The organism is Polaribacter aquimarinus (genome assembly GCF_003129485.1).
Classification (GTDB): Bacteria; Bacteroidota; Bacteroidia; order Flavobacteriales; family Flavobacteriaceae; genus Polaribacter; species Polaribacter aquimarinus.
Map to the genome: position 1 here is coordinate 153622 of NZ_QFFG01000001.1, position 26497 is coordinate 180118.

A 26497-nucleotide genomic window follows, 5' to 3' on the forward strand; every position below is an offset into this window, starting at 1 on the left:
ATGTCAAAAGACTTATCAAACTACCGTAAATCTTACGAGAAGCAAGAACTTTTAGAAAGCAATTGTCCCGAAAATCCAATGGAATTATTCCAAACTTGGTTTTTAAATGCTGATAATTCAGAAATGGTTGACGAAAGTAACGCAATGACGATTTCTACTATTGGTTTAGATGGTTTTCCAAAAAGTAGAGTGGTTTTATTAAAAAGATTTACTTGGGAAGGCTTTATATTCTATACAAACTACAATTCAGAAAAAGGAAAATCCATAGAAAATAACAATCAAATTTGTTTGTCTTTCTTCTGGCCTGCTATAGAGCAGCAAATTATCATTAAAGGAAAAGCAGAAAAATTAGCAGAAAACTTATCTGATGGGTATTTCGAATCAAGACCAGATGGTAGCAAATTGGGTGCTTGGGCATCTAATCAAAGCACAGTGGTTTCATCAAGAGACGAATTAGACAAAAACTTAAAAATATTCGAAAGAAATTTCGAAGGCAAAGAAATTAATAGACCTCCACATTGGGGTGGTTATCTTGTAAAACCTTCCTCAATCGAATTTTGGCAAGGGAGACCCAACAGGATGCACGATAGAATTAGATATACTTTAGCTGAAGATTTTTCTTGGAAAATAGAACGATTAGCGCCATAAATTTTTATATTTACATTTCAACAATCAAGATTGAATGAAAACTTTATACATTGTTAGACACGCAAAATCTTCTTGGGAATACGCTGGGATTAAAGATATTGACAGACCTCTAAAAAAACGTGGAATTAACGACGCACACTTAATGTCTAAATTTTTATCAAAAAAAATTGATAGACCAGACGTTTTTGTATCTAGTAGCGCAAATAGAGCTTTGCACACTGCCGTTATTTTTTGTGAAAACTTTGAATATGCTTTATCAAATCTAAAAATAAGAAAGCAACTATATAGTTTTAGCGATGGCTATTTGGTAAAAACGGTTAAAGCTTTAGATGATGGTTTTAATTCTGCTATTATTTTTAGCCATGATCACGGTATTAATACTTTTGTAAATAAATTTGGAAGCAAACCTATTTCTCATGTTACTACTTGTGGAGTTATAGGAATTCAGTTTGAAGATAAGCATTGGAAGAACATCAAAAAAGGAAAAACTTTTATGATAGAATTTCCTAAAAATCATAAATAAATTAGTTTGTTAGAAATTAAAAAATACGGAGCCATAGATATCGGTTCTAATGCAATTAGACTTTTAGTATCAAACGTTATCGTTTCAGATGACAAAGAACCTCAATTCAAAAAATCTGCTTTAATTCGTGTTCCCATTCGTTTAGGTGCTGATGCCTTTGTTGGCGGAGAAATAAGCCATAAGAACACCCAGAGAATGATTGATGCTATGAACGCTTTCAAGTTATTGATGGATGTTCACGGAGTTGAGCGTTACAAAGCTTGTGCTACATCTGCAATGAGAGAAGCTGCTAATGGAAAAGAAGTTGTTCAAAAAATCAACTCTGAAACTGGAATCCAAATTGATATTATTGGCGGAAAAGAAGAAGCTGAAATTATTTCTTCTACTGATTTGGATGATTTAATTAGCGGACATAAATCTTACTTATATGTTGATGTTGGAGGTGGTAGTACCGAATTTACTATTTTTTCTGATGGAAAAGTGATTGCTTCGAAATCATTTAAAATGGGGACAGTTCGTTTATTAAATAACAAAAAATCTGTCAATAAGGAAATTTTTGCAAGTGTAGAAAAATGGATTAAGAAAAATACTAAAGGACTAAAAAAGGTCTCTTTAATAGGTTCTGGTGGTAACATTAATAAACTTTTTAAGATGTCTGGAAGAGCAGAAGGAAAACCTATTTCTTATATCTATTTAAATGCTCAGTATCAATTCCTTAAACAAATGTCTTATAATGAAAGAATTTCTGAGCTAAGTTTAAATCCTGATAGAGCTGATGTTATTATTCCTGCAACAAAAATTTACTTATCTGCCATGAAATGGAGTGGAGCTAGAAAAATATTTGTTCCTAAAATTGGACTTTCAGACGGAATTATTAAAAGTTTATTCTACAACAAGTTATAAACCACAACTCATATTCATTTTTAAATTTTAGTTTTTTTTAAACATATTATGTGACTCAAAACAAATCTTGGTGTCACAAATATGAACAAAAAATCAAAAAACAGATTTAATTATGAAAAAATTATTACTTAGTGCAACTTTTTTAATGGTTGCATCAATTTCTTTTGGTCAAGATTTACCAGAAAATCCAGAACCAGGAAAATGTTATGTACGTTGTAAAACTCCTGAAGTATGGAAAAATGAAGATGTGACTATCGAAATTGCACCTGCTTACAAAAGAATTATTACGCATCCAGCAGAATACAAAACAGTTACAGAAAGAGTATTGGTTAAAGAAGCTGGAAAACGTTTAGTAGTTGTTCCTGCTGTCTGGGAAAACAAAGTTATATCTTATACAGCAAAAGAAGATGCTAATAAGTTAAGAGTAGTAAAAGCTAGTTTTTCTCAAGATTCTGAAACAATAGAAACAAAAGCGGCATCAGCAAAATGGGAAATGAGTGAAAAAGCTCCTGATTGTGAATCTAGTGATCCAAATGACTGTAGATATTGGTGTTATAAACCTATTCCTGCTCAATTTGTAACTATTCCTTTAACTAAATTGTCTCAAGATGCAAGTACAGTTTCTAGTGAAGTTCCAGGATATGAAAAAACATATTTAAAAAGAGTAATGGTTACTCCACCAACCACAAAAGAAATAGAAATTCCTGCTGTTTATGGAAGCATTAAGAAAACAGTTTTAGTTAAAGATGCTTGGCAGGAAGAAGTTTCTATAACTGCTAAATACAAAACAGTTACCAAAGAAGTTTTAGTAAATAAAGGTGGTTTAACTACCTGGAAAGAAGTTGAATGTGAATTAGTAAACAATACTCCATTACCAATTAATTGGAACTTAGGGAGTGCAACTTTAACTGCCGGAGCTAAAAGAATTATTGACGCAAGATTATTACCAATCTTAAAAGATGGTGTAGCTGTTGCAATTGAATCTCATACAGATTCTAGAGGAACAAAAGCAAACAATCAAGATTTATCTGAAAGAAGAGCTCAGGCTGTAACAAACTATTTAATTTCTAAAGGAGTAAACCCAAGTCAATTAACTGGAAATGGTTTTGGTGAAAGAAAATTAACAAATAGATGTGCTGATGGTGTTTCTTGTACAGAAGCAGAACACAGAGCAAATAGAAGAACAACTTTTAGAGTTATCAATCAAAAATAAGTATTTCTCTAACAAGAAATCATAAAAAAACCGAAGCTAATAGCTTCGGTTTTTCTTTTCTTATAAACTTTTTTAATAATTTTCAATAACAGATTGTATAAAAGGATAGTAATATTCCGTAAGAATCAATCCTTTTTTATATCCTATCATTCTTCCTTTGTGATTTACAAAAACCAACGTTGGATAAGATCTTACTTTATATTTACTAATTAACTTATAGTTCTCTTTCATTCTTTCTGCTTCGACCAAATCCTTATTTCTAGGATTATTTGCTTCATAAAGTATTAAATCTTTATCAGCTAAATCTTTAAATTTTTGTGTATGAAACAGGTTTTTATCCAAAACTTTACAAGGACCACACCAATCTGAACCTGTAAAATAAATTAGAACAGGTTTTTTTTCTTTTTTTGATTTTTTTAAAGCTTTTTTAAAACTCGACTCCCAATTAGGTGTTATTACTTTATCGGCTTCAACAATATGTTCTTGAGCATTGTAGCTTAAAACAACCAAAAAACAAACGACAAAACTTATTATATTTTTTCGCATTTAAAATATTTTCTATAAAAGTAACAAAAATAATACCAAAACTAAAAAAAGGTGACTTATTAAAAAAAGCAGTGTCATATAAATGAAGTAACCCTAAAAAGATACTTCTAACAAAAATCAAGAAAAGAAACCAACGTTAAAAACGTTGGTTTTGTTTTATATGAGAATTTATCATCAAATTAAACTCTTCTTTTTTATTGATAAATGAAGTTCGTATTCCCAAAAAAGATATTTCTTCCATTTTATTTTTTAACCGAACATAATCTTTCTCTGTAGTTAAGAGAATTTTTTTTGATGATGAAAGTTTTGAATATTCATCCTTTATAAAATCAATCTCTTGATTTGAAAAATGGTGATGATCCGAAAATTTTAAATGTTTAAAATTTACTTTTTTATCATTTAAAAAAGACAATAATGGAGTTGGGTTCGCAATTCCTGTAACTAATAAAACATCATAATCTTTTAAATCATCAATTAAAACCTCATTTTTTCCTGATGTTTTATCATCATAAGAAATTGTGGTAAAAAATACTTTTTTCTGATATTTACTTAATTTCTGTTCAATTTTATTTTGAGCATTTTTGCTTAAATTTTCAGGACATTTAGTAACCAAAATTACATCAGCTCTTTTTGCTCCTCTCCTACTTTCTCTTAAATTACCTGTTGGCAACAGAAAATCATCCACAAATAAATCATCATATTTTGTCAACAAAATATAGAAACTTCCTTTTACTTTTCTATGTTGATATGCATCATCTAACAAAACAACTTCAGGAGATTTATCTTCAATTAGTTTTGTAATTCCTACTACTCTATTCGCATCAACAGCAACACTAATATTTGTAAATTTCTTAAAATATTGCAAAGGTTCATCCCCAACATCTTCAGCAGAATGAGAATTATTTAGCAATAAATAACCTTCTGTTTTACGTTTATAACCTCTGCTCAAAACCGCTGTTTTATAAGTCTCTTTTAGCAATGGAATTAAATATTCGATTTGTGGAGTTTTTCCAGTTCCACCAACACTTAAATTTCCAACTACAATTACTGGAATTTCAAATGACGTTTCTTTAAAAATACCAGCATTATAACAAAAATTACGGATGCGAGTAACCACATCATAAATAATGGCAAATGGATATAATAAAAAACGTAGTATTTTCATTAACACGAAAATAAGTCATTTTTATGGATTGATAGAGGGAAAATGCTAACTTTGGTTTTCGATAGAACTTTATTTTATGATTGTAAAAGACATCACAAATTATTTAGAAAAATTAGCGCCATTAAATTACGCTGAAGATTTTGATAACGTTGGTTTATTAGTGGGTAATTATAATTCTGAAGTTTCTGGAGTTTTAGTAACCTTAGATACTTTAGAAGAAACTGTAGATGAAGCCATTGCTAAAAACTGTAATTTAATTGTTAGCTTTCATCCTATTATTTTTGGAGGACTAAAAAAATTAAATGGTAATTCTTATGTAGAAAGAGTCGTTTTAAAAGCTATAAAAAATGACATTGCCATTTATGCAACTCATACTGCTTTAGACAACTCTAAAAATGGAGTTTCTGCAAAAATGTGTGAGGTCATTGGACTTACCAATACTAAAATTTTAATCCCTAAAAAAGATATCATCAAAAAATTGACCACTTATGTTCCTTTGGATAAAGCTGATGGATTGAGAAAATCTCTTTTTGAAGCTGGTGCAGGAAATATTGGAAATTACGATAATTGTTCTTTTAATGTTTTGGGTGAAGGAACTTATAGAGGTAATGAAAACTCAAAACCTACAATAGGAAAGAAAGGAGAAAATCATTCTGAAAAAGAAACTCAAATCTCTGTAATATTCGAAACCAAAAACGAATCTTCTATTTTAAAAGCTTTACAAGAAAATCATCCTTATGAAGAAGTGGCTTATGAAATTGTAACCACAGAAAATGTACATCAAGATATTGGAATGGGAATGATTGGTGAGTTATCTTCTGAAATGGATGAAAAAGATTTCTTATTATATCTTAAAAGAACAATGAAAACCGATTGCGTTCGTCATTCTAATTTAATTCATAAAAAAATAAAAAAAGTTGCAGTTCTAGGAGGATCCGGAAGTTTTGCCATATCAACCGCAAAAAGGGCTGGAGCTGATGCTTATGTGAGTGCAGATTTTAAGTACCACGAGTTTTTTAAAGCAGAAAACAGCATACTTTTAGCCGATATTGGACATTATGAGAGCGAACAGTTTACAAAAAACCTTTTGGTTGATTATCTTACAAAAAAATTTAGTAATTTTGCAATCATTTTATCAGAAAAAAGTACAAATCCAATATATTATATATAAACATGGCAAAGAAGAAAGAAATTTCGGTTGAAGCAAAGTTAAGAGCTTTATATGATTTACAATTAATCGATTCGAGAATTGACGAAATTAGAAATGTAAGAGGTGAATTACCTTTAGAGGTTGAAGATTTAGAAGATGAAGTTGCCGGTTTAAATACACGTATTTCTAATTTAAATCAAGATGTTGCTAATTTAGAAACTGACATTAACAATAAAAAATTAGCTATTGAAGAGTCTAATACTTTGATGAAAAAGTATGACGAACAACAAAAGAAAGTTAGAAATAACAGAGAATTTGATTCGTTAGCAAAAGAAATTGAATACCAAGAATTAGAGATTCAATTAGCTGAAAAAAGAATTAACGAGTACAAGGCTAAAATTGCTCAAAAAATGGAAGTGATTGATGCTACTAAAGAAAAATTAGCTAAGCAAGAGCAACATTTAGGGCATAAAAAAGCTGAGTTAGATGCTATTTTAAAAGAAACTGAAAAAGAAGAAGAATTGTTGATTAAAAAATCTGCTGAATTTTCTGAATCTTTAGAAGCACATTTATTTTCTGCTTACTCAAGAATTAGAAACAAAGTAAAAAACGGTTTAGCCGTTGTTGCTATTGAGCGTGGAGCTTCAGGAGGATCTTACTTTACAATACCACCTCAAGTACAATTAGAAATTGCTAATAGAAAAAAAATTACAATAGATGAACACAGTGGTCGTATCTTAGTTGATGCTGCCTTAGCTGAAGAAGAAAAAGCTAAAATGGATAAGTTATTTTCTTAGTACAAGAAAAACATAAAACATAAAAAAACTCGAAGCTAAGCTTCGAGTTTTTTATTTTCAAATCATTTTAATTATGTTTAATAATCTAATTTTCTTAAATAACTTAACTTTTCTTTCCAAATAGATAAATCGTTTTTAAACTCTTCAACTTTACTTTTTACATTTAGAACCAGAGGATTATCATCTTTAGCATTAGAAAAGAAACTTAAATTATTTTCTAATTGCTGAATTTCTTTTACAACTTCATCTATTTTCTTTCTTACAAAAAACTGTTCAGAATCCAATTTTCTAACATCATTATTAGCAATATAACCATCAACAACATTCGTAAATTTCATCATTACCATTTCTTGTTTACCCAAAGATAAACCTTCCAACAACTTATCTACCTGCTTGTTAAATTTACCTTCTAAATGTCTTGCATTTCTTGGTAAATTTCCTAAATCTCTCCATTTATTAATTACTTCTATTACTTTATCTTTAGATGGTTTCTTCATCTCCTTAACTTCATCTAAAAATGCTTTTTTAGCATCTACAACTCCTTGTTGTTCTTTATTTAAAGAATTCTTCTGCTGATGAAATCTATCAAAATAATGGTTGCAAGCACCTTTAAAACGTTTCCAAATATCATCAGAAAATTTACGAGGAACATGACCAATTTTTTTCCAGTCGGACTGAATTTTTTTCATGGTATTGGTTGTGGTTTCCCAATCTTCACTATCTTTTAATGATTCTGCTATTTCAATCAAAGCAATTTTCTTTTGCAAGTTTTCTTGCTGACCACTTTTTTCGTGTTTATAGAATATATTTTTAGCACTGTTAAACTTTTTAGTAGCTGCTTTAAACTTTTGCCAAACTTCTTCACTTTTATTGTATGGCAATTTCCCTGCATTAAAATATTCTTGCCTTAAAGATTCTATCTCTTTGATACTTTTTTGCCAATCGTTATGCGATTTATTATTTGAAGAGTCGTAAGTATTAATCTTAGCAATAACTTCTAACTTTTTCTCAATAATATCTTTATATTTAGAACGCATTTCCCTAAAATATTCATGCCTTCTATCATGAATTTTTTTAGTTGCAGAACTAAATTTATGCCATACCTCTTCTCTCATTTCTTGAGATACTGGTCCAATATCTTCTTTCCAAGTTTTATGTAAATCTTGTAATTTTTTAAACGCAACATTAATATCAGCTTCTTCTGCAAGAGCCTCAGCTTTTTCTATAATTTTTAATTTTTCTTCTAAATTATGTTTAAAATCTAAATCTCTAAAATCATTACTTAAATGCAATAAATCGTAAAAGCGCTCAACATGATGATGATATGTTTTCCAAGTATCGTTATAATGATTTTTAGGAACTGGACCAATAGTTCTCCAAAACTCCTGCAATTCTCTAAAACTCTTATACATGGTAGAAGTATCTGCGTTTACAATTAAATCCTTTAATTGCTCAATAACAGTAAGTCTTTTCTCTAAATTTACAGATAATTCTTTTTCTAAATTTTTATAATAAGCATCTCTTTGCTTCTTATAATCAGATAGTAATTTATTGTATTCTGATTTTACTGGACTCGAAAACTGAAAGTCTATAGAATTGCCACCAGCCTCTAAAAAAGCAGCTTTTTTCTCAGCCAACAAAGTACCAAACTTTTGATTAAAAGTACTCTTAATTCCTTCAACCTGAGATTTTACTTTTTGAACTGGATTATTGGATAATACTTTTTTTAGTTCAGTAACTAAATCTTTTAAAGAAAGTATTGTATAATCAATGGTTGGGGTTTCATCTTCTTTAGATACGTCTTTTTCAGCATCTTCAGCCATAGATTTTTCAATTTCTCCAATGGCGTTAGAAGTTTCATCAACCTTTGGTTTAGAATCTTCAGTTATTTCTTCTAAAGTAGGTTTTGGAGTTTCTTCTACTTTTTGTGCTTTCTTTTCAGTATTTTCATCATTATTATCTAACATATCTACAATGTTTAAGGTCTTATATAATACCATTATTATATATTTTATAAAGATAATGACTACTTGGTGAATCTACAAGTACTGAAAATGTTAAAAAATTAAAATGATTTAGTCATCATTCCAAATTCTCCAAGATTCTTCTGCTTGTAATTCTAACATTTTATGACCATTTTTAATGGTAGCTCCTTTTTTTAAACCTTTTTTAAGGAAAGTCGTAACTTCTGGATTGTAAATCAAATCGAACAAAAGATGCTTTTCTGTTAGAAATTCATATGGAATATTAGGGCATTTTTCAATATCTGGTGATGTTCCTAGAGGAGTACAGTTTACTATAACAGTATATTTTTTTAAAACTTCTTCTGTTATGTCTAGATAAGAAATTTGTTTTTTTCCATTTGGATTCCTCGACACGAATTTCACTTTAATATCATTCTTTTTAAGAGCATAAGCAACGGCTTTAGAAGCACCTCCAGTTCCTAAAATTAGTGCTCTTTTATGATGTTTTTTAAAGAATGGATAAATTGAGTTTTCGAACCCCACTACATCTGTATTATATCCTTTTAAATTACCACGTTTAGTAAATTTAATTGTATTTACAGCTCCAATTTCTTTTGCTGTTTCATCTAATTTATCTAGGTATTGCATTACTTCTTCTTTATAGGGAATGGTAACATTGATACCATTTAAGGTATCTTTGTTTTTTTTCAAAACCTTAGGAAGTTCATCAATGTTTTGCAAATCAAAATTAACATATTTGTGTTTTTTTAACCCTAAATTTTCAAATTTTTTGGTAAAATAACCTCTCGAAAAAGAGTAGGAAATATTTTTTCCTAACAAACCAAATAATTTATTTTTTCTTTCTTCCATAATAATCAATAATCAAAATTAAACCAATACCAACGATGATATAAAAAATGGCAATCCAAGTTTCTGAGTCATAAAAATCAGGAACAAAACGTTCGTAATTTTCAACAATTTTATTTCCTTTTTTATCTAAAACAAATTCTTCTTTATTTTTTAAATACAAAGTATTTTTCCAAGGCCAAACGATACCTAAAGAACCCGTAATAAAACCAATAATAATTGCATTTACAATTTGGTGCCATCGTTTTAAAACATATCCTAAAACATGTGAAATAGAAACCAAACCAAAAGCAGAACCCGCGGTAAAAACACTTATTATTTTTAAATATCTAATTTTAATTGGGTCTGATAATACTTCGAAATTTCCTGATAATAAATTGGTAATTACAAAGAATAGTTCGTTTACAGAATCTACTAAAAGTAATACATAATTCCCCATTAAAATCAAGATAAACGATCCTGAAAGTCCTGGAAGCGTCATTCCTGAAACACCAATAATTCCACATATAAAAACAAACCAAAGATTATCATTTTCTGTAGCAGGAGTTAAAAAACTGATTCCTAAACCAATAGACACCCCTACAATTAGTGATAAAATATTTTTAAAATTCCAATCTCCAAAATCTTTACCTATATAGTATATTGAACCAATAATCATCCCAAAAAACCAACTCCAAACATAGAGTTCGTAATTAGCTAAAAAATAATCTAAGACCAAAGAAATGCTGAAGTAACTAAAAATACTTCCTCCCATAATCAGTAGTAAAAACTGACCGTTAACATATCTGTAAAAACTAGTAAAACGCCCGTTAAAAAGTAGTTTAAATGCTTTTAGGTTTATCTTACGAAACGAGTAAATAAGTTCTTCATAAAACCCAAAAACAAAAGATACTGTACCTCCAGAAACACCAGGTACTTTATTTGCTGCACCCATTGCCAAACCTTTTAAAAAAAGATAAATTTTCTCTATAAGAGGTCTTTCTCTTTGCATTATTTTTTTTGGACTGCGATTCTTTCCATCAATAAAATTAAACCAAAACCTACAATTGCTAAAATGATTGCTAAAGTTAATTGTGAATCTCCATTAAAAGAAAGTGGAGAAACACTTTGTTGGTTGAAAGGCACTTCTACACCATGAGAGTTTGTACGCCAAGTAAGTGTTTCTTTCCAAGGCCAAATTTTATTTAAAGAACCGATGATAAAACCTGTTAAACCTGCTAGTGTTGCATTTTTATAATTGGCAAACAACCATTTTAAAACTTTCGAAAAACTTAATAGACCAACTATTGCTCCTAAACCAACTGCTGCAATAGTTTTTATATCTCTGTCATTCACAGCTGCTAAAATTGGTTTATATGCTCCAAGTAAAACTAAGATAAAAGCACCTGAAATCCCTGGTAAAATCATTGCACAAATTGCTATTGCCCCTGCTAAAAACAAAAATAATAAAGACGAGTTTTCAGAAACCAAAGGGTTTAAAGTTGTAATATAATATGCTAAAAAAGCGCCTAAAACCAAAGCTATAATTGAGATAACATTCCACTTTGTGATTTGTTTAGCGATATAAATAATACTCGCTAAAACCAAACCAAAGAAAAAAGACCATAACAAAATAGGCGCGTTCTCTAACATCCATTTAATGGCTTTTGCCAAAGAAACGATACTCACAAAAATTCCAATAAATAATGCTGCTAAGAAATTTCCATTTAGTTGTTTCCATGCAACTTTTATTCCATCAGTTTTTAAGGTTTTAAGTAGTTTTAAACTCACATTACTAATAGAACCTAGTAATTCTTCATAAATACCAGAGATAAAAGCGATAGTTCCACCAGAAACACCAGGAACAACATCTGCAGCTCCCATTGCCATTCCTTTAAGTCCGATTACTAAATAGTCTTTTAATTTTCTACTCATTTTAAAGTTGATTTTTGAGAAACGAAGATAAAGGATTTTAGAGAAAAGTTAACAAAAATCAACTTTCAATATTATTATCTTTGGTATAACAACTTATTAAGCTCATATCATGAAAAAAATTCTATTTGTTTTTCTATTAACTTCTATTACTCTTGCTTGTAAAAAAAATGAGCAAAAAGAAAAAAATGCTTTGGTAGTAAAGAATAACCAAATTGAGAATGAAAAAGTTAAAATCACTCCAATAACTCATGCTACTGTTGTTATTCAATTTAAAAACCAAAACATTTATTTAGACCCAACTGGTGGAGCAGGTACTTTTTCGAAATTTAAAAACCCTACTTATGTTTTGATAACAGACATACATGGAGATCACTTGAATATCAAAACACTACAAGCTTTAGACCTTAAACAAACCACTATAATTGCTCCGAAGGCAGTTGCTGAAAAGATTAAAACGATTAATGCTCAAAAAATTATAGTGATGAATAATGGAGATAAAAAATCTATAAATAACTTTAAAATTGAAGCTATTCCTATGTATAATTTGAGAGAAGAAGCTTTAAGGTTTCACCCAAAAGGTAGAGGAAACGGATATGTGATTACAATTGGCAATGAACGTATTTATTTTTCGGGTGATACTGAAGATATCCCAGAAATGCGAAACTTAAAAAATATAGATAAAGCTTTTATCTGCATGAATTTACCTTATACTATGAATATAGAAAGTGCAGCTGATGCTGTATTAGCATTTAAACCTAAGAAAATATACCCTTACCATTACAGAGGATCTAATGGATTAAGTGATGTTACAAAATTTAAACAAATTGTAAATAATAAAAACTCTTCTATAGATGTGATTCAATGGAATTGGTACCCTTAAAGAAAATAAGTTTTAATTGGTTTTACTCCATAGCCTTTTTAAAATCATTCAATAATTTTTGTACTTTTTGAGAATCATATACTGTTGGAAACAACTCATTTAAAATAGAGCTGTATTCGTAATCTATTTTAAGCGCTGTGGTTAAGTGATTAAACCCGTATTTTTCTCTGTTTAAAACTATAAACAACCCTGCTAATCTATATTCTATTTCAGCAAAATCTCTGTAAATCTTTTTTGCTTTAATTAAAATATTTAATGCATCATTAAATTCGCCTAAAAAAGATAAAACGTCACACAACCCGATATAAACTTCTATATCATCATCATTTAAATTTAAACAATTTTTAAAACCTGAAACAGCTTCTTCATAAAAATTCAATTTCAAATTAATTTCAGAATAACGCCTCCAATACATTGCATTATCTTCTTCAATCTTTAAAGCTTTAGAAATATAGTAAGATGCTTTTTGATAGTTTTCTTGTTGGTAAAATAAGTCTGTAAGTAAAACCCAACCTTTATCCAATAAAGGATCTTCGTGAACTGCCTTTTTATAAAAAGAAATAGCTTCGTTAAAATTACCTAATTTTTCATGGCATTCTCCTATTCTAACATAAGCAAAAGCTGTAGCATCATCTAACTCTAAAGTAATTAAATAATTATCTATTGCTTCTTGATAACGTTCTAATTGCTCTAAAGTTTTTGCTTTTTCTAAGTACCCACCTATAAAAGATTCATCTATTAAAACTGCATAATCAAAAGAAGTTAAAGCTTTTTTAAACATATCTAATATATAGTATTGTCTACCTAATTGATGCCATGCTACTTCACAATACGGATTACTATCAATATAAGAATTTAAAAATTTTATAGCTGCTTCATGCTCTTTTTCCATATCAAAACAATACACAACATTGTATAGCGCTGAATAATCTTCGTAATCTACATCGATACATTTTGCAAAACTCAATCTTGCGTTTTCAAAATCATCTAAATAAAGATATTCCATCCCTAAAAGAGACCATACATCAACTTTATCTTTAGTAAAGCTTAGTGACTGTTTTAAAAATTTTATAGCTTCTTTATGGTTTCCTTTTTTAGAACTAATGGTTGCTTTTTGTATAAAAACTTCATCATTGTTAGGTTCTAAACGTTCTATTCTCTTTAATAACAATGAAGCTTTATCTAAGTCATCTTCAAAAATATAAAGTTCTACCTGAAGTAATTTTAAGTCGATGGATGCAGGATGTTGTTGTAAACCTAATTTTACCGCTTTTTTAGCCAAAGCGTGTTTACCTGCATCTAAATAATGGATAATAATTTCTTCAAACTCAACCAAATCAAAGAAATATACTGCATTGGTTTTGAGCATGGATTCAAATTTTAATAGAGACATAACTATGATATTTGAATTATTACTTTAAAAGTACTATAAGTCTTACATCACTTTTAAAATCCAAACATTTGTTTTTAACAATTTAATTAACAAATTCTAATATTTTATTTAGTTGTGATAAATTTTGCATATACATTTATTTGCAGTAATTTTGATTTTCAATAGCTATCAAGCTAATTTGATAGGTTTCTTATGAGCAAAAAAACACTTCTTAACTCAAAAGATATTGAAATAATTTTACATCGATTGGCATGTCAGTTAATCGAAAATCACAACGATTTTTCCAATACTGTTTTAATTGGCTTACAACCTAGAGGTAGTTTTTTGGCAAATAGATTAGCAAAGTTATTAGAAAAAGAATACCATATAAAAAACTTACAATTAGGTCTTCTAGACATTACGTTTTATAGAGATGATTTTGGGAGAAGAAAGGCTCCTTTAGCAGCCGAAACTAACAAAATGGAATTTTTAATTGAAGGTAAAAAAGTTATTATTATCGATGACGTTTTGTATTCTGGAAGAAGTATTCGAGCTGCTTTAACTGCAATGCAATCTTATGGTAGACCCGATAATATTGAGTTGCTCGTTTTAATTGATAGAAGATTTAGTAGACACCTACCAATACAACCTGATTATAGAGGTAGACAAGTAGATGCTATTAATAAAGAACGCGTTTTGGTAACTTGGAAAGAAACACATAAAAAGGACTCGGTCTATATTGAATATAAGTAATATGTCAGAATTAAGTGTAGAACATTTATTGGGAATAAAATATCTAAAATCATCAGATATTGATATTATTTTTAAAACTGCAGATCATTTTAAAGAGGTAATTAATAGACCTATTAAAAAAGTTCCTTCTCTAAGAGATATTACCATTGCTAATTTATTTTTTGAAAATAGTACGCGTACTAAATTAAGTTTCGAATTAGCAGAAAAAAGACTTTCTGCTGATGTAATTAACTTTTCTGCAAGTCAATCTTCGGTGAAAAAGGGAGAAACATTAATAGATACTGTAAATAATATCTTAGCTATGAAAGTAGATATTGTTGTAATGCGTCATGCAAGTGTAGGTTCTGGAGTTTTCTTATCTAGACATGTGGATGCAAAAATTATTAATGCCGGTGATGGAACACATGAACACCCAACTCAAGCACTTTTAGATTCTTATTCTATAAGAGAAAAATTAGGCAATGTAAAAGGCAAAAAAATAGTGATTATCGGTGATATTTTACACTCTAGAGTTGCACTGTCTAATATTTTCGCTCTGCAGTTACAAGGAGCTAAAGTAAAAGTTTGTGGACCAACTACTTTAATACCTAAATACATTTCTAGCTTAGGTGTTGAAGTAGAAAACAATTTAAAAAAAGCATTAGAATGGTGTGATGTAGCCAATGTTTTACGTGTTCAACATGAAAGAATGGACATAAAATATTTTCCATCTACCAGAGAATACACACAACTTTTTGGAATTAATCAAGAGATTTTAGACAACCTTGGCAAGAAAATTGTAATCATGCATCCAGGACCAATAAATCGTGGAGTTGAGATTACCAGTGATGTGGCAGACTCTAATGACTCAATCATCTTAAATCAAGTAGAAAATGGTGTTGCAGTAAGAATGGCTGTTATTTATTTATTGGCACAACAAGTTAAAAGGTAAGTTATGCAAATTGATAAAAATGATAAGTTTACTCTTATTTCAATTGATGAAAATTCGTTTTCTGAGTTTTACAACTCTTTTTTAATTGAAGAAAAGAATCGTCAAAAAGAAAATATTGTTATCCAAGTTTCTAATAATATTAACATTTCTAGTAAAGAATTTTTATTATTTTTGGATATATCTGAACAAAAAAAGGAAAATGGCACATCATTTGTAGTCATAAGTTCAGAGATTAACATAGATAATTTTCCTGATAGCTTTAACATAGTTCCTACATTACAAGAAGCGGAAGATGTTATTGATATGGAAGATATGGAAAGAGAATTAGGTTTTTAAACAAAAAAATGATTAAAAGAATACTTTTTATTTTATTTTTAAGTATTACTTCGCTAAGTTTTTCTCAAGAAAAATCTATTGATGCACTTTCTGCTGCTCCAAACCCATTTACAAACACCACCAAAATTAGTTTTATATCCTCATCTACTTCTAATGTATTTTTTACTGTTAGAAATGTGTTAGGAAAAACTGTTTTTAAAAAAAGAATTAAAGTAAAAGGTGGTAAAAACAGTATTCCATTTTTCAAAAAAGATTTACCATCCGGTATATACATTTACAGTATTCAAGACAAAAAAAGCAATATCTCAAAACGTTTTGTGATTAGATGAGTATTTGCCTAACCATTTTAGGGTGCCATTCTGCAACTCCAAGAATAAATGCTTTTCCAACGGCTCAATATTTAGAAATTAATAACCGTCATTTTTTAATTGATTGTGGTGAAGGTACACAACGTCAAATGCGAAAATATAAAGTTGGGTTTTCTAAAATAAACCATATTTTTATCTCTCATTTACATGGTGATCATTTTTATGGTTTAGTCGGCTTACTATCAACTTTTGGCATACTTAATAGAGAAAAAGAATTACATATTTATGGACCTAAAGGCATAAAAAAAGCAACTCTCTTACAACTTAAAATCTCACAGTCTCATGCAAAATACCCAATGGTTTTTCATGAATTAATTTCTAATGAAAGTGAACTTATTTTTGAGGATGATAAAGTAGAAATCAGAACAATTCCTTTAGACCATAGGGTGTATACCAATGGTTATTTATTTACTGAAAAAGAAAAACCTAAAAAATTAAATATGTTGAATATCAGTGGTTATCCGGAAATTGGAAAAGCTGATTATTTAAATATTAAAGCTGGTAAAAACATTACTTTATCTACTGGAGAAGTTGTATCTAATTCTGAATTAACCCTTCCTTCTAGTAAACCGTTAAGTTTTGCTTTTTGCAGCGATACTAGTTATAAACCCGATATTATTCCTACGATAAAAAATGTTGATTTGTTATATCACGAAGCTACTTTTTTAGACGATAGAATAGATTTAGCAAAAAAAACAAAACATTCTACCACAAAACAAGCAGCCAGAATTGCAAAAGAAGCAAATGTAAATCAATTAGTTTTAGGACACTATTCAGGGAGATACAAAGATATTTCTATCTTTAAGCAAGAAGCACAAGAGGTTTTTAAGAATACAGCATTAGCAGAACCCGGAAAAATATTTAACATTTAATTTTTTTTATTTGAACACTTATAACATCAATTCTATTTACAATGATATTTTTAATAGCTACCCTAATGTAGAAATTGAAGAGCATATTAAAAAATTAATTGAATTAGATTTTTACTATCCTTATAACTCAACTTTCTTTTGTATTACAAATACAGTTCATCAGAATTTCGAATATATTAGTAAAAATTTTACAGCATGTACGGGTATTCCTAAAAAAAATATGGAAGAAGGAGGAATGGATTATTTTTGGTCTCTTTTTCACCCAAAAGACATTCAACTATGGTTAGCTTGTTTACAAGATTTAATGAAGTTTACAATGACAGAATTAGACAACCAGCAACGTAAACGAATGAGCTATACTTGGAATTATAGAATCAAAAATGCAAAAGGAGATTATATCACCATTATACAAAATACCACTCCGTTACAATTTGATGAAACTAATAAACCTATTATAGGCATGGCACATTATACAGTTTTAGACTTAGACTTAAATATGGATATTTGCGCCTGTGCTAAGTATTTGAATGATAAAAAAGAATACGAAACACTCTTCTATAAAAACATGTCTAGTAATAATTTATTGGATATAATTAGTAATAGAGAAAGAGACATTATAAGACTATTAATTTCTAAAAAAACAAGTACTAAAATCGCTGAGAATTTAAACATTAGTAAACATACTGTTGATACTCATAGAAGAAATATTTTAAAAAAGCTAAAGTTAACTTCTACTTTCGAATTGATTAGCTATTTTAAAAATAATCCAAAACTAATCTAACTTAAATCGCACTTAAAATACTCATAATGAGTATTGTCTAAGAATCAATCAAAATTTATCTTTGTTTTATTGTAAATTGGGTTGATTATTTTTGGTAAACAAAATAGTTTTATTAAAATCCACAATATTTTGAAAAGAAAAAGTCTTCAAATCAACTCAATTTACATCTTATAATACTGATTCGTACTTAATAAAACTAAAGTACAGGCAACTTCAGACTCGATACCGTTTTCTTTCAATAATTTTATAAACTCGAAATTCTCTGTCCCTGGATTAAAAATTACACGTCTAGGTTTTAAATTAATTATATAATGGTAATACTCAACTTGCCTTTTTGGATTAAGGTACAATGTTACAGTTTCTATATTTTGAAACTGTATCTTTTCTGTTTCAATCTTTACATCTGCTACCGCACCTGTTCTAAAGCCAACAGCAACTACAGGTATTTCTTTACTTCTTAGTCTGCGAATAGCAATATTAGAATACCTAACCTCTTTTAAAGAAGCACCGAGAACAAGAGTTACATTTTTCATATGTTAATAATACGTTAAACAGGATTATTTCCTGTAACAAATATAAACATTGGCACGTCTATATAGCATTCAACCAAAACTAAATCAACTAAAATGAAAAAAGCATTACTAATCGTTATACTATTTGTATCAGTAAATTCTTTTGCCCAAATGGCAAAAGATATGATTGCAAAACCTGGAGTTGTTTCTGGAAAAGTAATCGATAACAAAACAAAAGAACCTTTGCCATATGTAAACATAGTGATTAGAGACATGGCAAAAAAAATTCTAACTGGAGGAATTACAGACGAAAAAGGTTTTTTTAAAATTAAAGATATTCCAAAAGGAAATAGTTTAGTAGAAGTTCAATTTATAGGTTACAAACTTTACTCAAGAAAAATTAATGTAACCTCTAAAAACAAAAAAATAAATTTAGCAACAATAGCTTTACAAGAAGACACTGCTAATTTAGATGAAGTTGTAGTCAGAGCTGAAACCTCTACTGTAGTACAAAAAGTAGACAGAAAAGTAATCAATGTTGGAAAAGATCTTACATCTGCTGGTACAACTGCTTCAGAATTGTTAAACAACGTACAATCTGTAAGTGTAGATAGCCAAACGGGGCAAATAAGTTTGCGTGGAAACTCTAATGTAAGAGTTTTGGTTGATGGAAGACCTACCAACATACCTGTAGCAGATTTATTAAAACAAATTCCGTCTTCATCAATAAAAAGTGTAGAATTAATTACAAATCCTTCAGCTAAATACAACCCTGAAGGTATGAGCGGAATTATTAATATTGTTTTAAATAAAAACGCTAACATGGGCTTTAATGGCTCTATTGATGGTGGTGTTACTGCGGGTCATTATGTAAGATATAATGCATCTACAAATATGAATTATAAAACTGGAAAAGTAAACTTCTTTATGAATTATGGTCATAATAGTGGTGACAATTATAATTTTGGCTTTGTCGAAAGACCAGGTGTTAACCTTCAAAAATTTACGTTTGTAAATGAGAATAATTCAAACTTACTAAAATTTGGTGCTGACTTTTACATAAACGAAAAAAACACTCTTTCGGTTTATACCAATCAAAATTGGTTTAATGGAGCAGGAAGAGGAACCGCAAATATTTTTGATAACAATGGAACTGCTTTGATACAAGCACCAAATACTCAAAAAAATTATTCTCCAACCCAAACTTATAATGTTAATTATAAATTAGATTTTGATAAAAAAGGACATAATTTAGAATTTGAAGCTACGTATTCTAAAACTGACGCAGCTAATGATTTAAATAATATGAATACATTGCAACAACCTTCTGATTCCGATTACAGAGTTTTTAACTATTTTAATGATATTGGAAACAATAGAAACAACACATTAATCAACTTAGATTATACAAACCCATTATCAGACAAGACTAAATTAGAATTAGGTTTAGAGTATAGAACTGATGAGACCAAGAACACCAATATAACAGATCAAGAAATTTATACTTTCGATAACAACGGAAATATTAATGGAACAACTTCTATTGGTAACTCTAACTTCGATTTTAAAAGAAACATTTATTCTGGTTACCTAAATTATGCGACATCTTTTGATAAGTTTACTATGCAATTAGGTGCAAGATTAGAAGACTTTAATGTAGAAGGTATATTTAACAGAGTGGGGCAAAATCCCGACCCAGTTACCGATCATATTTTTACAGTTTATCCATCTGCTTTTTTTACTTATACTCCATCAGATAAAAACCAATGGCAATTTAGTTATAGTAGAAGAGTTGACAGACCTGGAATTCAGCAAGTAAACCCAATTAGAGAGTGGAGTACTCCCTTAATTGTTTCTATTGGTAATCCTGATTTAGTACCTCAATTTACAAACTCTTTTGAGTTAAACTATACTAGACAAATTAAAGGTGGAAACTTAACTTTTGGAACTTTTTACAGAAAAATTTCTGATGTTATTTCAAGAATCACAAATATAGACCCTGCAAATCCAGAAGTTGGTCAAGTGCTATCTTTTACAAACTTTAGTGATACTGATGCTTATGGTTTGGAATTCTCGGCAAACTTTAAATTAAATAAATGGTGGAGAGTAAATTCGAGTATGGATTTTTATTCGCAAGAACAGCTAGGAAACATTAATAATACAGGTACTAATCCTACTCAATTATCTGTACAAAATAACGTATTTAACGCAAGGGTAAGTAATAGCTTCACTGCTACAAAAAATTTAAGATTACAATTATTTGCCATGTATAGAGGCCCTCAAAAAGATATTCAATGGGATGTTGAAAACATGTGGATGGTAAACACAGGTGCTAGTTTGCAAGTTTTAAAAGGAAAAGGAACAATAAATTTACGTTTTAACGATATTTTTAGAGGAATGAAATTTGCTTTTAACTCATCGAATCCTTTTGTTCAAAATGGCCAATTTAACTGGGAAAGTAGAACAACTTACTTAGGCTTTAACTATAGATTTGGAGGTGGAAAAAATAAAGCAAAATCTAGAAGAAGAAGAGACAACAGAGAAAAACAAGGTGGAGGTGGTTTCTTTTAAACCATTTCTATAAAAATTAAAAAATCTCAAAATTCATTAGAAAATTTTGAGATTTTTTTTTTACGGAAATTATTTTTAAAATAAAGCACTTTGTATCTAACGACTTCTTCTTCTCCCCATTCTATTTTCTCTCATTTCTACCATTTTCTTTTGTATGGTTGCTGTATACTCTTTTTTGGTAGTTTCTTTTCCTTTACTAAGTAATTCAATTGTAATTTTATCTTCTGGATTTATAATAATTTCCGAGCATAACAAGGTGGTATTCCCTCTACTCACTTCTAAAATTAATCCTGGTAATCCCCAATACTCTCCAGGACCTTGAGCTACTGGTATCTGTGTCGTATACCATGCTTCCACGACTACCAAATCTTCTTTTGCCATTCCAGTTTTTTCTTTATTTCTTAAATCACTCCAAGAAAAATCATACCAATCTAATTCCTTTTTTGGTACAAATGCTTTAGCCTTGTAACACAAGTAATTTCCTATCTTTTTGGTTTCAGTACCTAGCTCCCATTTTATTTTATACAAATCATCTTTAACCAAAAAACGCTTCCCATAAAACTCTTGACTTTGTACCAATTTACTATTTTGTATGTTTTTATATTGGTCTCCTCTAGAAAAATACGCCCCCCAAGTATCAGTTGCACCCGATATTGCATCAATTTGTTCTTCTTCAAGAAACATAGATTCAGTGTTATTAAAAGTCAACACATACGTTTTTTCTAACCTATTTTTTAAACGAGCTTGAATTTGTTTTTTCTGAGCCTCACTTAATTTAGCTCCCCAATTACCAAGTTCCATTTTAGATTTGGATACATAAACGGCTTTTCCTTGGAATTTTTGGGCATAATTGTTTAGACTAATGAATAGTATAATAGCAACTAAAGTGAATTTTAAAACGGATGATTTCATGATGGTAAATATATTTTGTTTAACAAATATACTATTTATTTAAACAAAATGTATTATTTTAATAAACATTTAACACCACAAACACTGACTTACAGATATTTACAATGATTCACGGAAAAAATAATCATAAAAAAAAGCGTTACACATGTAACGCTCCGTTTAAATTTGTATAGTAATTCTACCACCTCATAATCACACTTCCCCAAGTAAATCCACTTCCAAAAGCGGCTAGAACTACCAAATCATTATCTTTTATTTTTCCTAATTCCCAAGCTTCTGTTAAGGCAATAATTACAGAAGCAGCAGTAGTGTTTCCGTATTTCATAATATTATTAAAAACTTGGTCATCAGACAATCTAAATTTTTTCTGTATAAATTGTGCAATACGCAAATTCGCTTGATGAGGAATTAACATATCAATATCATCTTTCTGTAAATTATTCGCTTCTAAACCTTCTACAATGGCTTCAGAAAAACGAGTTATGGCGTGTTTAAACACAAATTGTCCATTCATATAAGGATAGTAAGAAGTATCATCAGGATCATTTTGTTCCATAATTTCTGGCACCCATCTTTGAGTTGATGGTCCTTCTAAAACCAATTCTTTAGCGTGTTTTCCTTCAGAATGTAAATGAGAAGATAAAATCCCTCTTCCTTTCTCTTCACATCTCGATAAAACAGCAGCTCCTGCTCCATCACCAAAAATAACAGTAACACCTCTACCTCTGGTAGAACGCTCTAATCCACCTGAATGATTTTCTGCTCCAATCACCAAAATATTTTTATACATTCCTGTTTTTATAAACTGGTCTGCAACTGACATCGAATAAATAAAACCAGAACACTGATTACGCACATCTAAAGCTCCAATAGTTGGCATTTCTAAAATATCTTGCACTTGCACTCCACCTCCTGGAAAATACATATCCGGACTCAAAGTGGCAAACACAATAAAATCGATATCATCTTTAGTTAAACCTGCTCTTTCAATGGCAATTTTAGCTGCTTTTGCTCCCATAACTGCTGTAGTATCATCAGTTTTTGGATCAATCCAACGTCTTTCTTTAATTCCTGTTCTTTCTTGAATCCATTCATCGGAAGTATCCATAAATGCTTTCAAGTCGTTATTGGTAACTATATTTTCAGGAACATAATATCCTAAACCTGTGATTTTTGAATTATACATAATTTATTGGGATGTATTTTAATTATTAGCTATTTGTTAATATCAAAAATAGTGATTAATTAATATCTTTACAAAAAGGCTTAGAATATTTGTTGTTATGAAAAAGTATGTGTTTATCGTTTTTATTATTTCTAATTACTTTTCTTGTAATTCTCCAAAGCTAAATGGTCATTATCATGTTGAATGGGGAAATAGAAGTAGTTTTCAAACTTGGAATATTAAAAATAATAGGATGAAAATAAACGACTCTGTTTGTTCTGATAAAAAAGAAATCTGTTTTGGAATGCCAATAAAATTTAAAGGAGATTCTATTTTTGTAACTTGGGTTGATATAATATATGCTGCTAAATTTAAAATTGATGAAAATGGTACAATTATTACAACTACAAATTACGATGATAGATTCGATACCATAAAATTAATACCTAAAGAAAATTGTATCAACTCTAAAGATTACTTGAATAAAAAAGTATCTAATTTAAAAACTTCTTTTGACCTAGTTTCTCTTTATTACAATACACATGGAGAATCTGCTTTTCCGATTGATTTTAAAAATGAGTTAATAATTGGAAAAAAAGAAAACAATACTTTTTACATTTTTAATAATCAAATTTTAACTTTTTCGAAAAATTCTTTCAATATAACGAAACAAAAAAGCTCTAAAGATATCTTGATATATATTGATAAAAAAATTCGCTTAAAAGAAGTTGTAACTATCCTTAAAGAACTAACTGATAAAAATTATAAAATTCACTTTTCTTCAAAAGACGAACAAGAAAACAATGAACAGGTTATTATTTTTAATAAATCTATTAAAAACATTAAGATAAATAAAAGTATAACAACTATAAACACCTGTGAATATTGCGAAAAACATCCAACAAAAAAAATAGATTCCATTTTAAACTTTAAAATTTTCAAGAAAGATTCTTGTCTCGTGAATAACCAAATTACAGACTACTTTCAATTAAGAAATAGTGTTGTTAGATTTTTAAAACAGAATAGAAGTACAAGATTAAATACACAAATACAATTAGAAATTAACTCAGATATTCTATTCGAAGACTATCTGTACCTTTTGGGTGATATTAATTTTGTAAACATTGAATTACTAGGCACTTATTATAGAGATGAAAGCGATCCAGATCAAAAAAATATTTTAGAAAAACAAGAAACATGGAATACTAAAAACCTAAACTTAGAATTCCCAATAAGAATAAAAGAAATAATAAAGCCTTTCTAATTTCTGTCATCTTGTCATAATTAAATCTTTGGTATTTTTTTTGACTACTCTAACAACAGAAAATAATATTAAATAAAAATAGATAAAATTATGAGTAAAGGAAACATTAATGTATCAGTTGAAAATATTTTTCCGCTGATTAAAAAATTCTTGTATTCTGATCACGAAATCTTTTTACGTGAACTTATTTCTAACGGAACTGATGCCACTACTAAGCTAAAACACTTAATTTCTATTGGTGAAGCAAAAACAGAATTAGGCGATGCTAAAATTGAAATCAGTATTGATAAAGACGCGAAAACCTTAACCATTAAAGACCAAGGTTTAGGAATGACTGCTGATGAAGTTGAAAAATACATCAACCAAATTGCCTTTTCTGGTGCAGAGGAATTCTTAGATAAATACAAAGACGATAAAAACGAAACGGGTGTTATTGGACACTTTGGTTTAGGTTTTTATTCTGCTTTTATGGTGGCAGATAAAGTAGAAATCATTACAAAATCGTTTAAAGATGAACCTGCTGCTCATTGGACTTGTGATGGTTCTCCTGAATATACCCTAGTTGAACACGACAAATCTGACAGAGGAACAGAAATTATTTTACACATTGCTGAAGATTCTACAGAGTTTTTAGAAGAAGGTAAAATTAGAGGTTTGTTAACCAAGTACAACAGGTTTAACCAAGTACCAATTAAATTTGGAACAAAGAAAGTTAACGACCCAACTCACGAGCCAAAAACAACAAAAGATAAAGACGGTAAAGAAACTACTGAACCTCACAGACAAATTGAAGTAGATGATATTATCAATAATACAGATCCTGCTTGGACAAAAAAACCTGCAGATTTAGAAAAAGAAGACTATGCAAATTTCTATAGAGAATTGTATCCTATGCAATTTGAAGAGTCTTTATTCCACATTCATTTAAATGTAGATTATCCTTTTAATTTAACAGGAATTTTATTCTTCCCTAAGTTGTCTCAAAACTTAGATATGCAAAAGGATAAAATCCAATTGTACCAAAATCAAGTATTTGTAACGGATAATGTAGAAGGAATTGTTCCTGATTTCTTACAAATGCTGAAAGGGGTGATTGATTCTCCAGACATTCCATTAAACGTATCGCGTTCTTATTTACAAGCAGATGGAGCTGTTAAGAAAATTTCTGGTTACATCACTAAAAAAGTTGCTGATAAATTATCATCATTATTCAAAAAAGATCGTGAAGATTTTGAGAAAAAATGGAATGATATTAAAGTAATTATCGAATACGGAATGTTGTCTGAAGATAAATTCTTTGACAAGGCTAAGAAATTTGCTTTATATCCAACAGTAGCTGATACGTTTTTCACTTTTGATGAGTTGATTGAGAAAACAAAAGATGCACAAACTGATAAAGATGGAAACCACGTAATTTTATATGCTGCTAATAAAGATGCGCAACACAGTTACATTCAAGATGCAACTGCAAAAGGTTATGAGGTGTTGATTTTAGATTCGCCAATTATTTCGCATTTAATGCAGAAATTAGAAACTTCTGGAGAAGGAAAAATTAAATTCTCTAGAGTGGATGCAGACCATATAGATAACTTAATTAAGAAAGACGATAACGTAATTTCTAAATTATCTGATGAAGAAAAAGAAAAATTAAAGCCAGTTATTGAAGGTGCTGTTAACAATTCTGCTTATACAGTGCAATTAGAGGCTATGGATTCTGCTTCTTCTCCATTTATTATTACTGTACCAGAATTTATGCGTAGAATGAAAGAAATGCAAGCTTCTGGAGGTGGAGGAATGATGGGAATGGGTAATATGCCAGATATGTACAACTTGGTTGTAAACACGAATAGTCCATTAGTTTCAGAAATTTTAGCTGCGGATGAAGACAAGCAAAAAGGATTGATTTCTCAAGCTTTTGACTTAGCAAAATTATCTCAAAACCTATTACACGGTGAAGAGTTAACAAACTTTATAAAACGTTCTTACGAGTTGATAAAGTAAGCAACACTATTTGCTAATAATATTACAAACCTCCTTGTTTTGCAAGGAGGTTTTTTTATTGACTTTCTCAAAAAAATCCACTAACTTCG

At 29.4% G+C, this 26497-nt stretch carries 26 protein-coding genes; 16 read left to right on the forward strand and 10 right to left on the reverse strand.

All coding sequences use genetic code 11. The features are described from left to right. From pdxH to DIS07_RS00695, 4 genes are all read left to right on the forward strand, one after another. The gene (pdxH, locus tag DIS07_RS00680) at positions 1 to 648 is read left to right on the forward strand and encodes a pyridoxamine 5'-phosphate oxidase (protein ID WP_109403295.1); all 648 of its coding nucleotides are present in this window, start codon (positions 1 to 3) and stop codon (positions 646 to 648) included. A gap of 34 nt (positions 649 to 682) precedes the next feature. Next, positions 683 to 1171: a SixA phosphatase family protein gene (locus DIS07_RS00685; RefSeq protein WP_109403296.1), complete on the forward strand. Its 489-nt coding sequence runs from the start codon at positions 683 to 685 to the stop codon at positions 1169 to 1171. A gap of 6 nt (positions 1172 to 1177) precedes the next feature. Then, positions 1178 to 2074 carry a Ppx/GppA phosphatase family protein gene (locus DIS07_RS00690; protein WP_109403297.1) on the forward strand — a complete coding sequence of 299 codons (897 nt, stop codon included), beginning with the start codon at positions 1178 to 1180 and terminating at the stop codon, positions 2072 to 2074. Between the two features lie 112 nt (positions 2075 to 2186). Continuing rightward, positions 2187 to 3287, forward strand: a complete 1101-nt coding sequence (locus tag DIS07_RS00695) for an OmpA family protein (RefSeq protein WP_109403298.1) — start codon at positions 2187 to 2189, stop codon at positions 3285 to 3287. Between the two features lie 72 nt (positions 3288 to 3359). Here the strand turns inward: DIS07_RS00695 and DIS07_RS00700 are convergent, their stop codons facing one another. Both DIS07_RS00700 and lpxK read right to left on the reverse strand, forming a co-directional pair. Further along, positions 3360 to 3833 (reverse strand): thioredoxin family protein, encoded by a 474-nt coding sequence (locus DIS07_RS00700; protein WP_109403299.1) that lies wholly within the window; start codon positions 3831 to 3833, stop codon positions 3360 to 3362. Between the two features lie 136 nt (positions 3834 to 3969). Next, positions 3970 to 4998, reverse strand: a complete 1029-nt coding sequence (lpxK, locus tag DIS07_RS00705; RefSeq protein WP_109403300.1) for a tetraacyldisaccharide 4'-kinase — start codon at positions 4996 to 4998, stop codon at positions 3970 to 3972. 76 nt (positions 4999 to 5074) lie between these two features. Between lpxK and DIS07_RS00710 the strand changes: the two genes are divergently transcribed. After that, positions 5075 to 6169 (forward strand): Nif3-like dinuclear metal center hexameric protein, encoded by a 1095-nt coding sequence (locus tag DIS07_RS00710; RefSeq protein ID WP_109403301.1) that lies wholly within the window; start codon positions 5075 to 5077, stop codon positions 6167 to 6169. A 2-nt stretch (positions 6170 to 6171) separates the two neighbouring features. Beyond that, the gene (locus DIS07_RS00715; RefSeq protein WP_109403302.1) at positions 6172 to 6945 is read left to right on the forward strand and encodes a zinc ribbon domain-containing protein; all 774 of its coding nucleotides are present in this window, start codon (positions 6172 to 6174) and stop codon (positions 6943 to 6945) included. Positions 6946 to 7022: 77 nt separating this feature from the next. On the opposite strand, the gene DIS07_RS00720 is transcribed toward DIS07_RS00715, so the two are convergent. The 4 genes from DIS07_RS00720 to DIS07_RS00735 form a co-directional block, all read right to left on the reverse strand. Further along, complete coding sequence (locus DIS07_RS00720) at positions 7023 to 8945, reverse strand: DUF349 domain-containing protein (RefSeq protein WP_235869067.1); 1923 nt, start codon at positions 8943 to 8945, stop codon at positions 7023 to 7025. Between the two features lie 75 nt (positions 8946 to 9020). Then, complete coding sequence (locus tag DIS07_RS00725) at positions 9021 to 9779, reverse strand: shikimate dehydrogenase family protein (protein WP_109403303.1); 759 nt, start codon at positions 9777 to 9779, stop codon at positions 9021 to 9023. Beyond that, a complete protein-coding gene (locus tag DIS07_RS00730; RefSeq protein ID WP_109403304.1) occupies positions 9760 to 10767 on the reverse strand; it encodes a DUF368 domain-containing protein in 1008 nt (335 codons plus the stop codon). Before DIS07_RS00730 ends, DIS07_RS00725 begins: the two co-directional genes overlap by 20 nt. Then, positions 10767 to 11690 (reverse strand): DUF368 domain-containing protein, encoded by a 924-nt coding sequence (locus DIS07_RS00735; RefSeq protein ID WP_109403305.1) that lies wholly within the window; start codon positions 11688 to 11690, stop codon positions 10767 to 10769. Before DIS07_RS00735 ends, DIS07_RS00730 begins: the two co-directional genes overlap by 1 nt. Before the next feature lie 109 nt (positions 11691 to 11799). On the opposite strand from DIS07_RS00735, the gene DIS07_RS00740 reads away from it, so the two are divergent. Continuing rightward, positions 11800 to 12570: an MBL fold metallo-hydrolase gene (locus tag DIS07_RS00740; RefSeq protein WP_109403306.1), complete on the forward strand. Its 771-nt coding sequence runs from the start codon at positions 11800 to 11802 to the stop codon at positions 12568 to 12570. Between the two features lie 22 nt (positions 12571 to 12592). Here the strand turns inward: DIS07_RS00740 and DIS07_RS00745 are convergent, their stop codons facing one another. Then, positions 12593 to 13963 carry a tetratricopeptide repeat protein gene (locus DIS07_RS00745; RefSeq protein WP_109403307.1) on the reverse strand — a complete coding sequence of 457 codons (1371 nt, stop codon included), beginning with the start codon at positions 13961 to 13963 and terminating at the stop codon, positions 12593 to 12595. Between the two features lie 192 nt (positions 13964 to 14155). On the opposite strand from DIS07_RS00745, the gene pyrR reads away from it, so the two are divergent. The 6 genes from pyrR to DIS07_RS00775 are packed head-to-tail and all read left to right on the forward strand — an operon-like array spanning position 14156 to position 17983. Continuing rightward, entirely contained in the window at positions 14156 to 14695 is a 540-nt protein-coding gene (pyrR, locus tag DIS07_RS00750) for a bifunctional pyr operon transcriptional regulator/uracil phosphoribosyltransferase PyrR (protein ID WP_109403308.1), read from the forward strand. Position 14696: 1 nt separating this feature from the next. Beyond that, complete coding sequence (locus DIS07_RS00755; protein WP_109403309.1) at positions 14697 to 15626, forward strand: aspartate carbamoyltransferase catalytic subunit; 930 nt, start codon at positions 14697 to 14699, stop codon at positions 15624 to 15626. Positions 15627 to 15629: 3 nt separating this feature from the next. Continuing rightward, positions 15630 to 15962 carry a hypothetical protein gene (locus DIS07_RS00760; protein WP_109403310.1) on the forward strand — a complete coding sequence of 111 codons (333 nt, stop codon included), beginning with the start codon at positions 15630 to 15632 and terminating at the stop codon, positions 15960 to 15962. A gap of 8 nt (positions 15963 to 15970) precedes the next feature. Further along, a complete protein-coding gene (locus DIS07_RS00765) occupies positions 15971 to 16291 on the forward strand; it encodes a T9SS type A sorting domain-containing protein (RefSeq protein WP_109403311.1) in 321 nt (106 codons plus the stop codon). Next, on the forward strand, positions 16288 to 17202 hold the full coding sequence (locus DIS07_RS00770) for a ribonuclease Z (RefSeq protein ID WP_109403312.1): 915 nt from the start codon (positions 16288 to 16290) through the stop codon (positions 17200 to 17202). Before DIS07_RS00765 ends, DIS07_RS00770 begins: the two co-directional genes overlap by 4 nt. A gap of 10 nt (positions 17203 to 17212) precedes the next feature. Then, positions 17213 to 17983, forward strand: a complete 771-nt coding sequence (locus tag DIS07_RS00775; protein ID WP_109403313.1) for a LuxR C-terminal-related transcriptional regulator — start codon at positions 17213 to 17215, stop codon at positions 17981 to 17983. A 161-nt stretch (positions 17984 to 18144) separates the two neighbouring features. On the opposite strand, the gene DIS07_RS00780 is transcribed toward DIS07_RS00775, so the two are convergent. Next, positions 18145 to 18516 carry a CoA-binding protein gene (locus DIS07_RS00780; RefSeq protein WP_109403314.1) on the reverse strand — a complete coding sequence of 124 codons (372 nt, stop codon included), beginning with the start codon at positions 18514 to 18516 and terminating at the stop codon, positions 18145 to 18147. Between the two features lie 93 nt (positions 18517 to 18609). On the opposite strand from DIS07_RS00780, the gene DIS07_RS00785 reads away from it, so the two are divergent. Further along, a complete protein-coding gene (locus tag DIS07_RS00785) occupies positions 18610 to 21066 on the forward strand; it encodes a TonB-dependent receptor domain-containing protein (protein WP_109403315.1) in 2457 nt (818 codons plus the stop codon). Between the two features lie 96 nt (positions 21067 to 21162). Here the strand turns inward: DIS07_RS00785 and DIS07_RS00790 are convergent, their stop codons facing one another. Further along, positions 21163 to 21978, reverse strand: a complete 816-nt coding sequence (locus DIS07_RS00790; RefSeq protein ID WP_109403316.1) for a GLPGLI family protein — start codon at positions 21976 to 21978, stop codon at positions 21163 to 21165. Positions 21979 to 22156: 178 nt separating this feature from the next. Beyond that, the gene (locus tag DIS07_RS00795; RefSeq protein ID WP_109403317.1) at positions 22157 to 23164 is read right to left on the reverse strand and encodes a 3-oxoacyl-ACP synthase III family protein; all 1008 of its coding nucleotides are present in this window, start codon (positions 23162 to 23164) and stop codon (positions 22157 to 22159) included. 97 nt (positions 23165 to 23261) lie between these two features. Between DIS07_RS00795 and DIS07_RS00800 the strand changes: the two genes are divergently transcribed. Together DIS07_RS00800 and htpG are read left to right on the forward strand one after the other, a co-directional pair. Next, on the forward strand, positions 23262 to 24407 hold the full coding sequence (locus DIS07_RS00800; protein WP_109403318.1) for a hypothetical protein: 1146 nt from the start codon (positions 23262 to 23264) through the stop codon (positions 24405 to 24407). Between the two features lie 90 nt (positions 24408 to 24497). Continuing rightward, complete coding sequence (htpG, locus tag DIS07_RS00805; RefSeq protein WP_109403319.1) at positions 24498 to 26408, forward strand: molecular chaperone HtpG; 1911 nt, start codon at positions 24498 to 24500, stop codon at positions 26406 to 26408. Positions 26409 to 26497 lie beyond the last annotated feature (89 nt).

What these genes read in the sequence shown, in the direction of transcription:
- pdxH (WP_109403295.1), top strand. Translation starts at nt 1, where the DNA reads ATGTCAAAAGACTTATCAAACTACCGTAAATCTTACGAGAAGCAAGAA.
- DIS07_RS00685 (WP_109403296.1), top strand. Translation starts at nt 683, where the DNA reads ATGAAAACTTTATACATTGTTAGACACGCAAAATCTTCTTGGGAATAC.
- DIS07_RS00695 (WP_109403298.1), top strand. Translation starts at nt 2,187, where the DNA reads ATGAAAAAATTATTACTTAGTGCAACTTTTTTAATGGTTGCATCAATT.
- DIS07_RS00700 (WP_109403299.1), bottom strand. Translation starts at nt 3,833, where the DNA reads ATGCGAAAAAATATAATAAGTTTTGTCGTTTGTTTTTTGGTTGTTTTA.
- lpxK (WP_109403300.1), bottom strand. Translation starts at nt 4,998, where the DNA reads ATGAAAATACTACGTTTTTTATTATATCCATTTGCCATTATTTATGAT.
- DIS07_RS00710 (WP_109403301.1), top strand. Translation starts at nt 5,075, where the DNA reads ATGATTGTAAAAGACATCACAAATTATTTAGAAAAATTAGCGCCATTA.
- DIS07_RS00715 (WP_109403302.1), top strand. Translation starts at nt 6,172, where the DNA reads ATGGCAAAGAAGAAAGAAATTTCGGTTGAAGCAAAGTTAAGAGCTTTA.
- DIS07_RS00720 (WP_235869067.1), bottom strand. Translation starts at nt 8,945, where the DNA reads ATGGTATTATATAAGACCTTAAACATTGTAGATATGTTAGATAATAAT.
- DIS07_RS00725 (WP_109403303.1), bottom strand. Translation starts at nt 9,779, where the DNA reads ATGGAAGAAAGAAAAAATAAATTATTTGGTTTGTTAGGAAAAAATATT.
- DIS07_RS00730 (WP_109403304.1), bottom strand. Translation starts at nt 10,767, where the DNA reads ATGCAAAGAGAAAGACCTCTTATAGAGAAAATTTATCTTTTTTTAAAA.
- DIS07_RS00735 (WP_109403305.1), bottom strand. Translation starts at nt 11,690, where the DNA reads ATGAGTAGAAAATTAAAAGACTATTTAGTAATCGGACTTAAAGGAATG.
- DIS07_RS00740 (WP_109403306.1), top strand. Translation starts at nt 11,800, where the DNA reads ATGAAAAAAATTCTATTTGTTTTTCTATTAACTTCTATTACTCTTGCT.
- DIS07_RS00745 (WP_109403307.1), bottom strand. Translation starts at nt 13,963, where the DNA reads ATGTCTCTATTAAAATTTGAATCCATGCTCAAAACCAATGCAGTATAT.
- pyrR (WP_109403308.1), top strand. Translation starts at nt 14,156, where the DNA reads ATGAGCAAAAAAACACTTCTTAACTCAAAAGATATTGAAATAATTTTA.
- DIS07_RS00755 (WP_109403309.1), top strand. Translation starts at nt 14,697, where the DNA reads ATGTCAGAATTAAGTGTAGAACATTTATTGGGAATAAAATATCTAAAA.
- DIS07_RS00760 (WP_109403310.1), top strand. Translation starts at nt 15,630, where the DNA reads ATGCAAATTGATAAAAATGATAAGTTTACTCTTATTTCAATTGATGAA.
- DIS07_RS00765 (WP_109403311.1), top strand. Translation starts at nt 15,971, where the DNA reads ATGATTAAAAGAATACTTTTTATTTTATTTTTAAGTATTACTTCGCTA.
- DIS07_RS00770 (WP_109403312.1), top strand. Translation starts at nt 16,288, where the DNA reads ATGAGTATTTGCCTAACCATTTTAGGGTGCCATTCTGCAACTCCAAGA.
- DIS07_RS00780 (WP_109403314.1), bottom strand. Translation starts at nt 18,516, where the DNA reads ATGAAAAATGTAACTCTTGTTCTCGGTGCTTCTTTAAAAGAGGTTAGG.
- DIS07_RS00785 (WP_109403315.1), top strand. Translation starts at nt 18,610, where the DNA reads ATGAAAAAAGCATTACTAATCGTTATACTATTTGTATCAGTAAATTCT.
- DIS07_RS00790 (WP_109403316.1), bottom strand. Translation starts at nt 21,978, where the DNA reads ATGAAATCATCCGTTTTAAAATTCACTTTAGTTGCTATTATACTATTC.
- DIS07_RS00795 (WP_109403317.1), bottom strand. Translation starts at nt 23,164, where the DNA reads ATGTATAATTCAAAAATCACAGGTTTAGGATATTATGTTCCTGAAAAT.
- DIS07_RS00800 (WP_109403318.1), top strand. Translation starts at nt 23,262, where the DNA reads ATGAAAAAGTATGTGTTTATCGTTTTTATTATTTCTAATTACTTTTCT.
- htpG (WP_109403319.1), top strand. Translation starts at nt 24,498, where the DNA reads ATGAGTAAAGGAAACATTAATGTATCAGTTGAAAATATTTTTCCGCTG.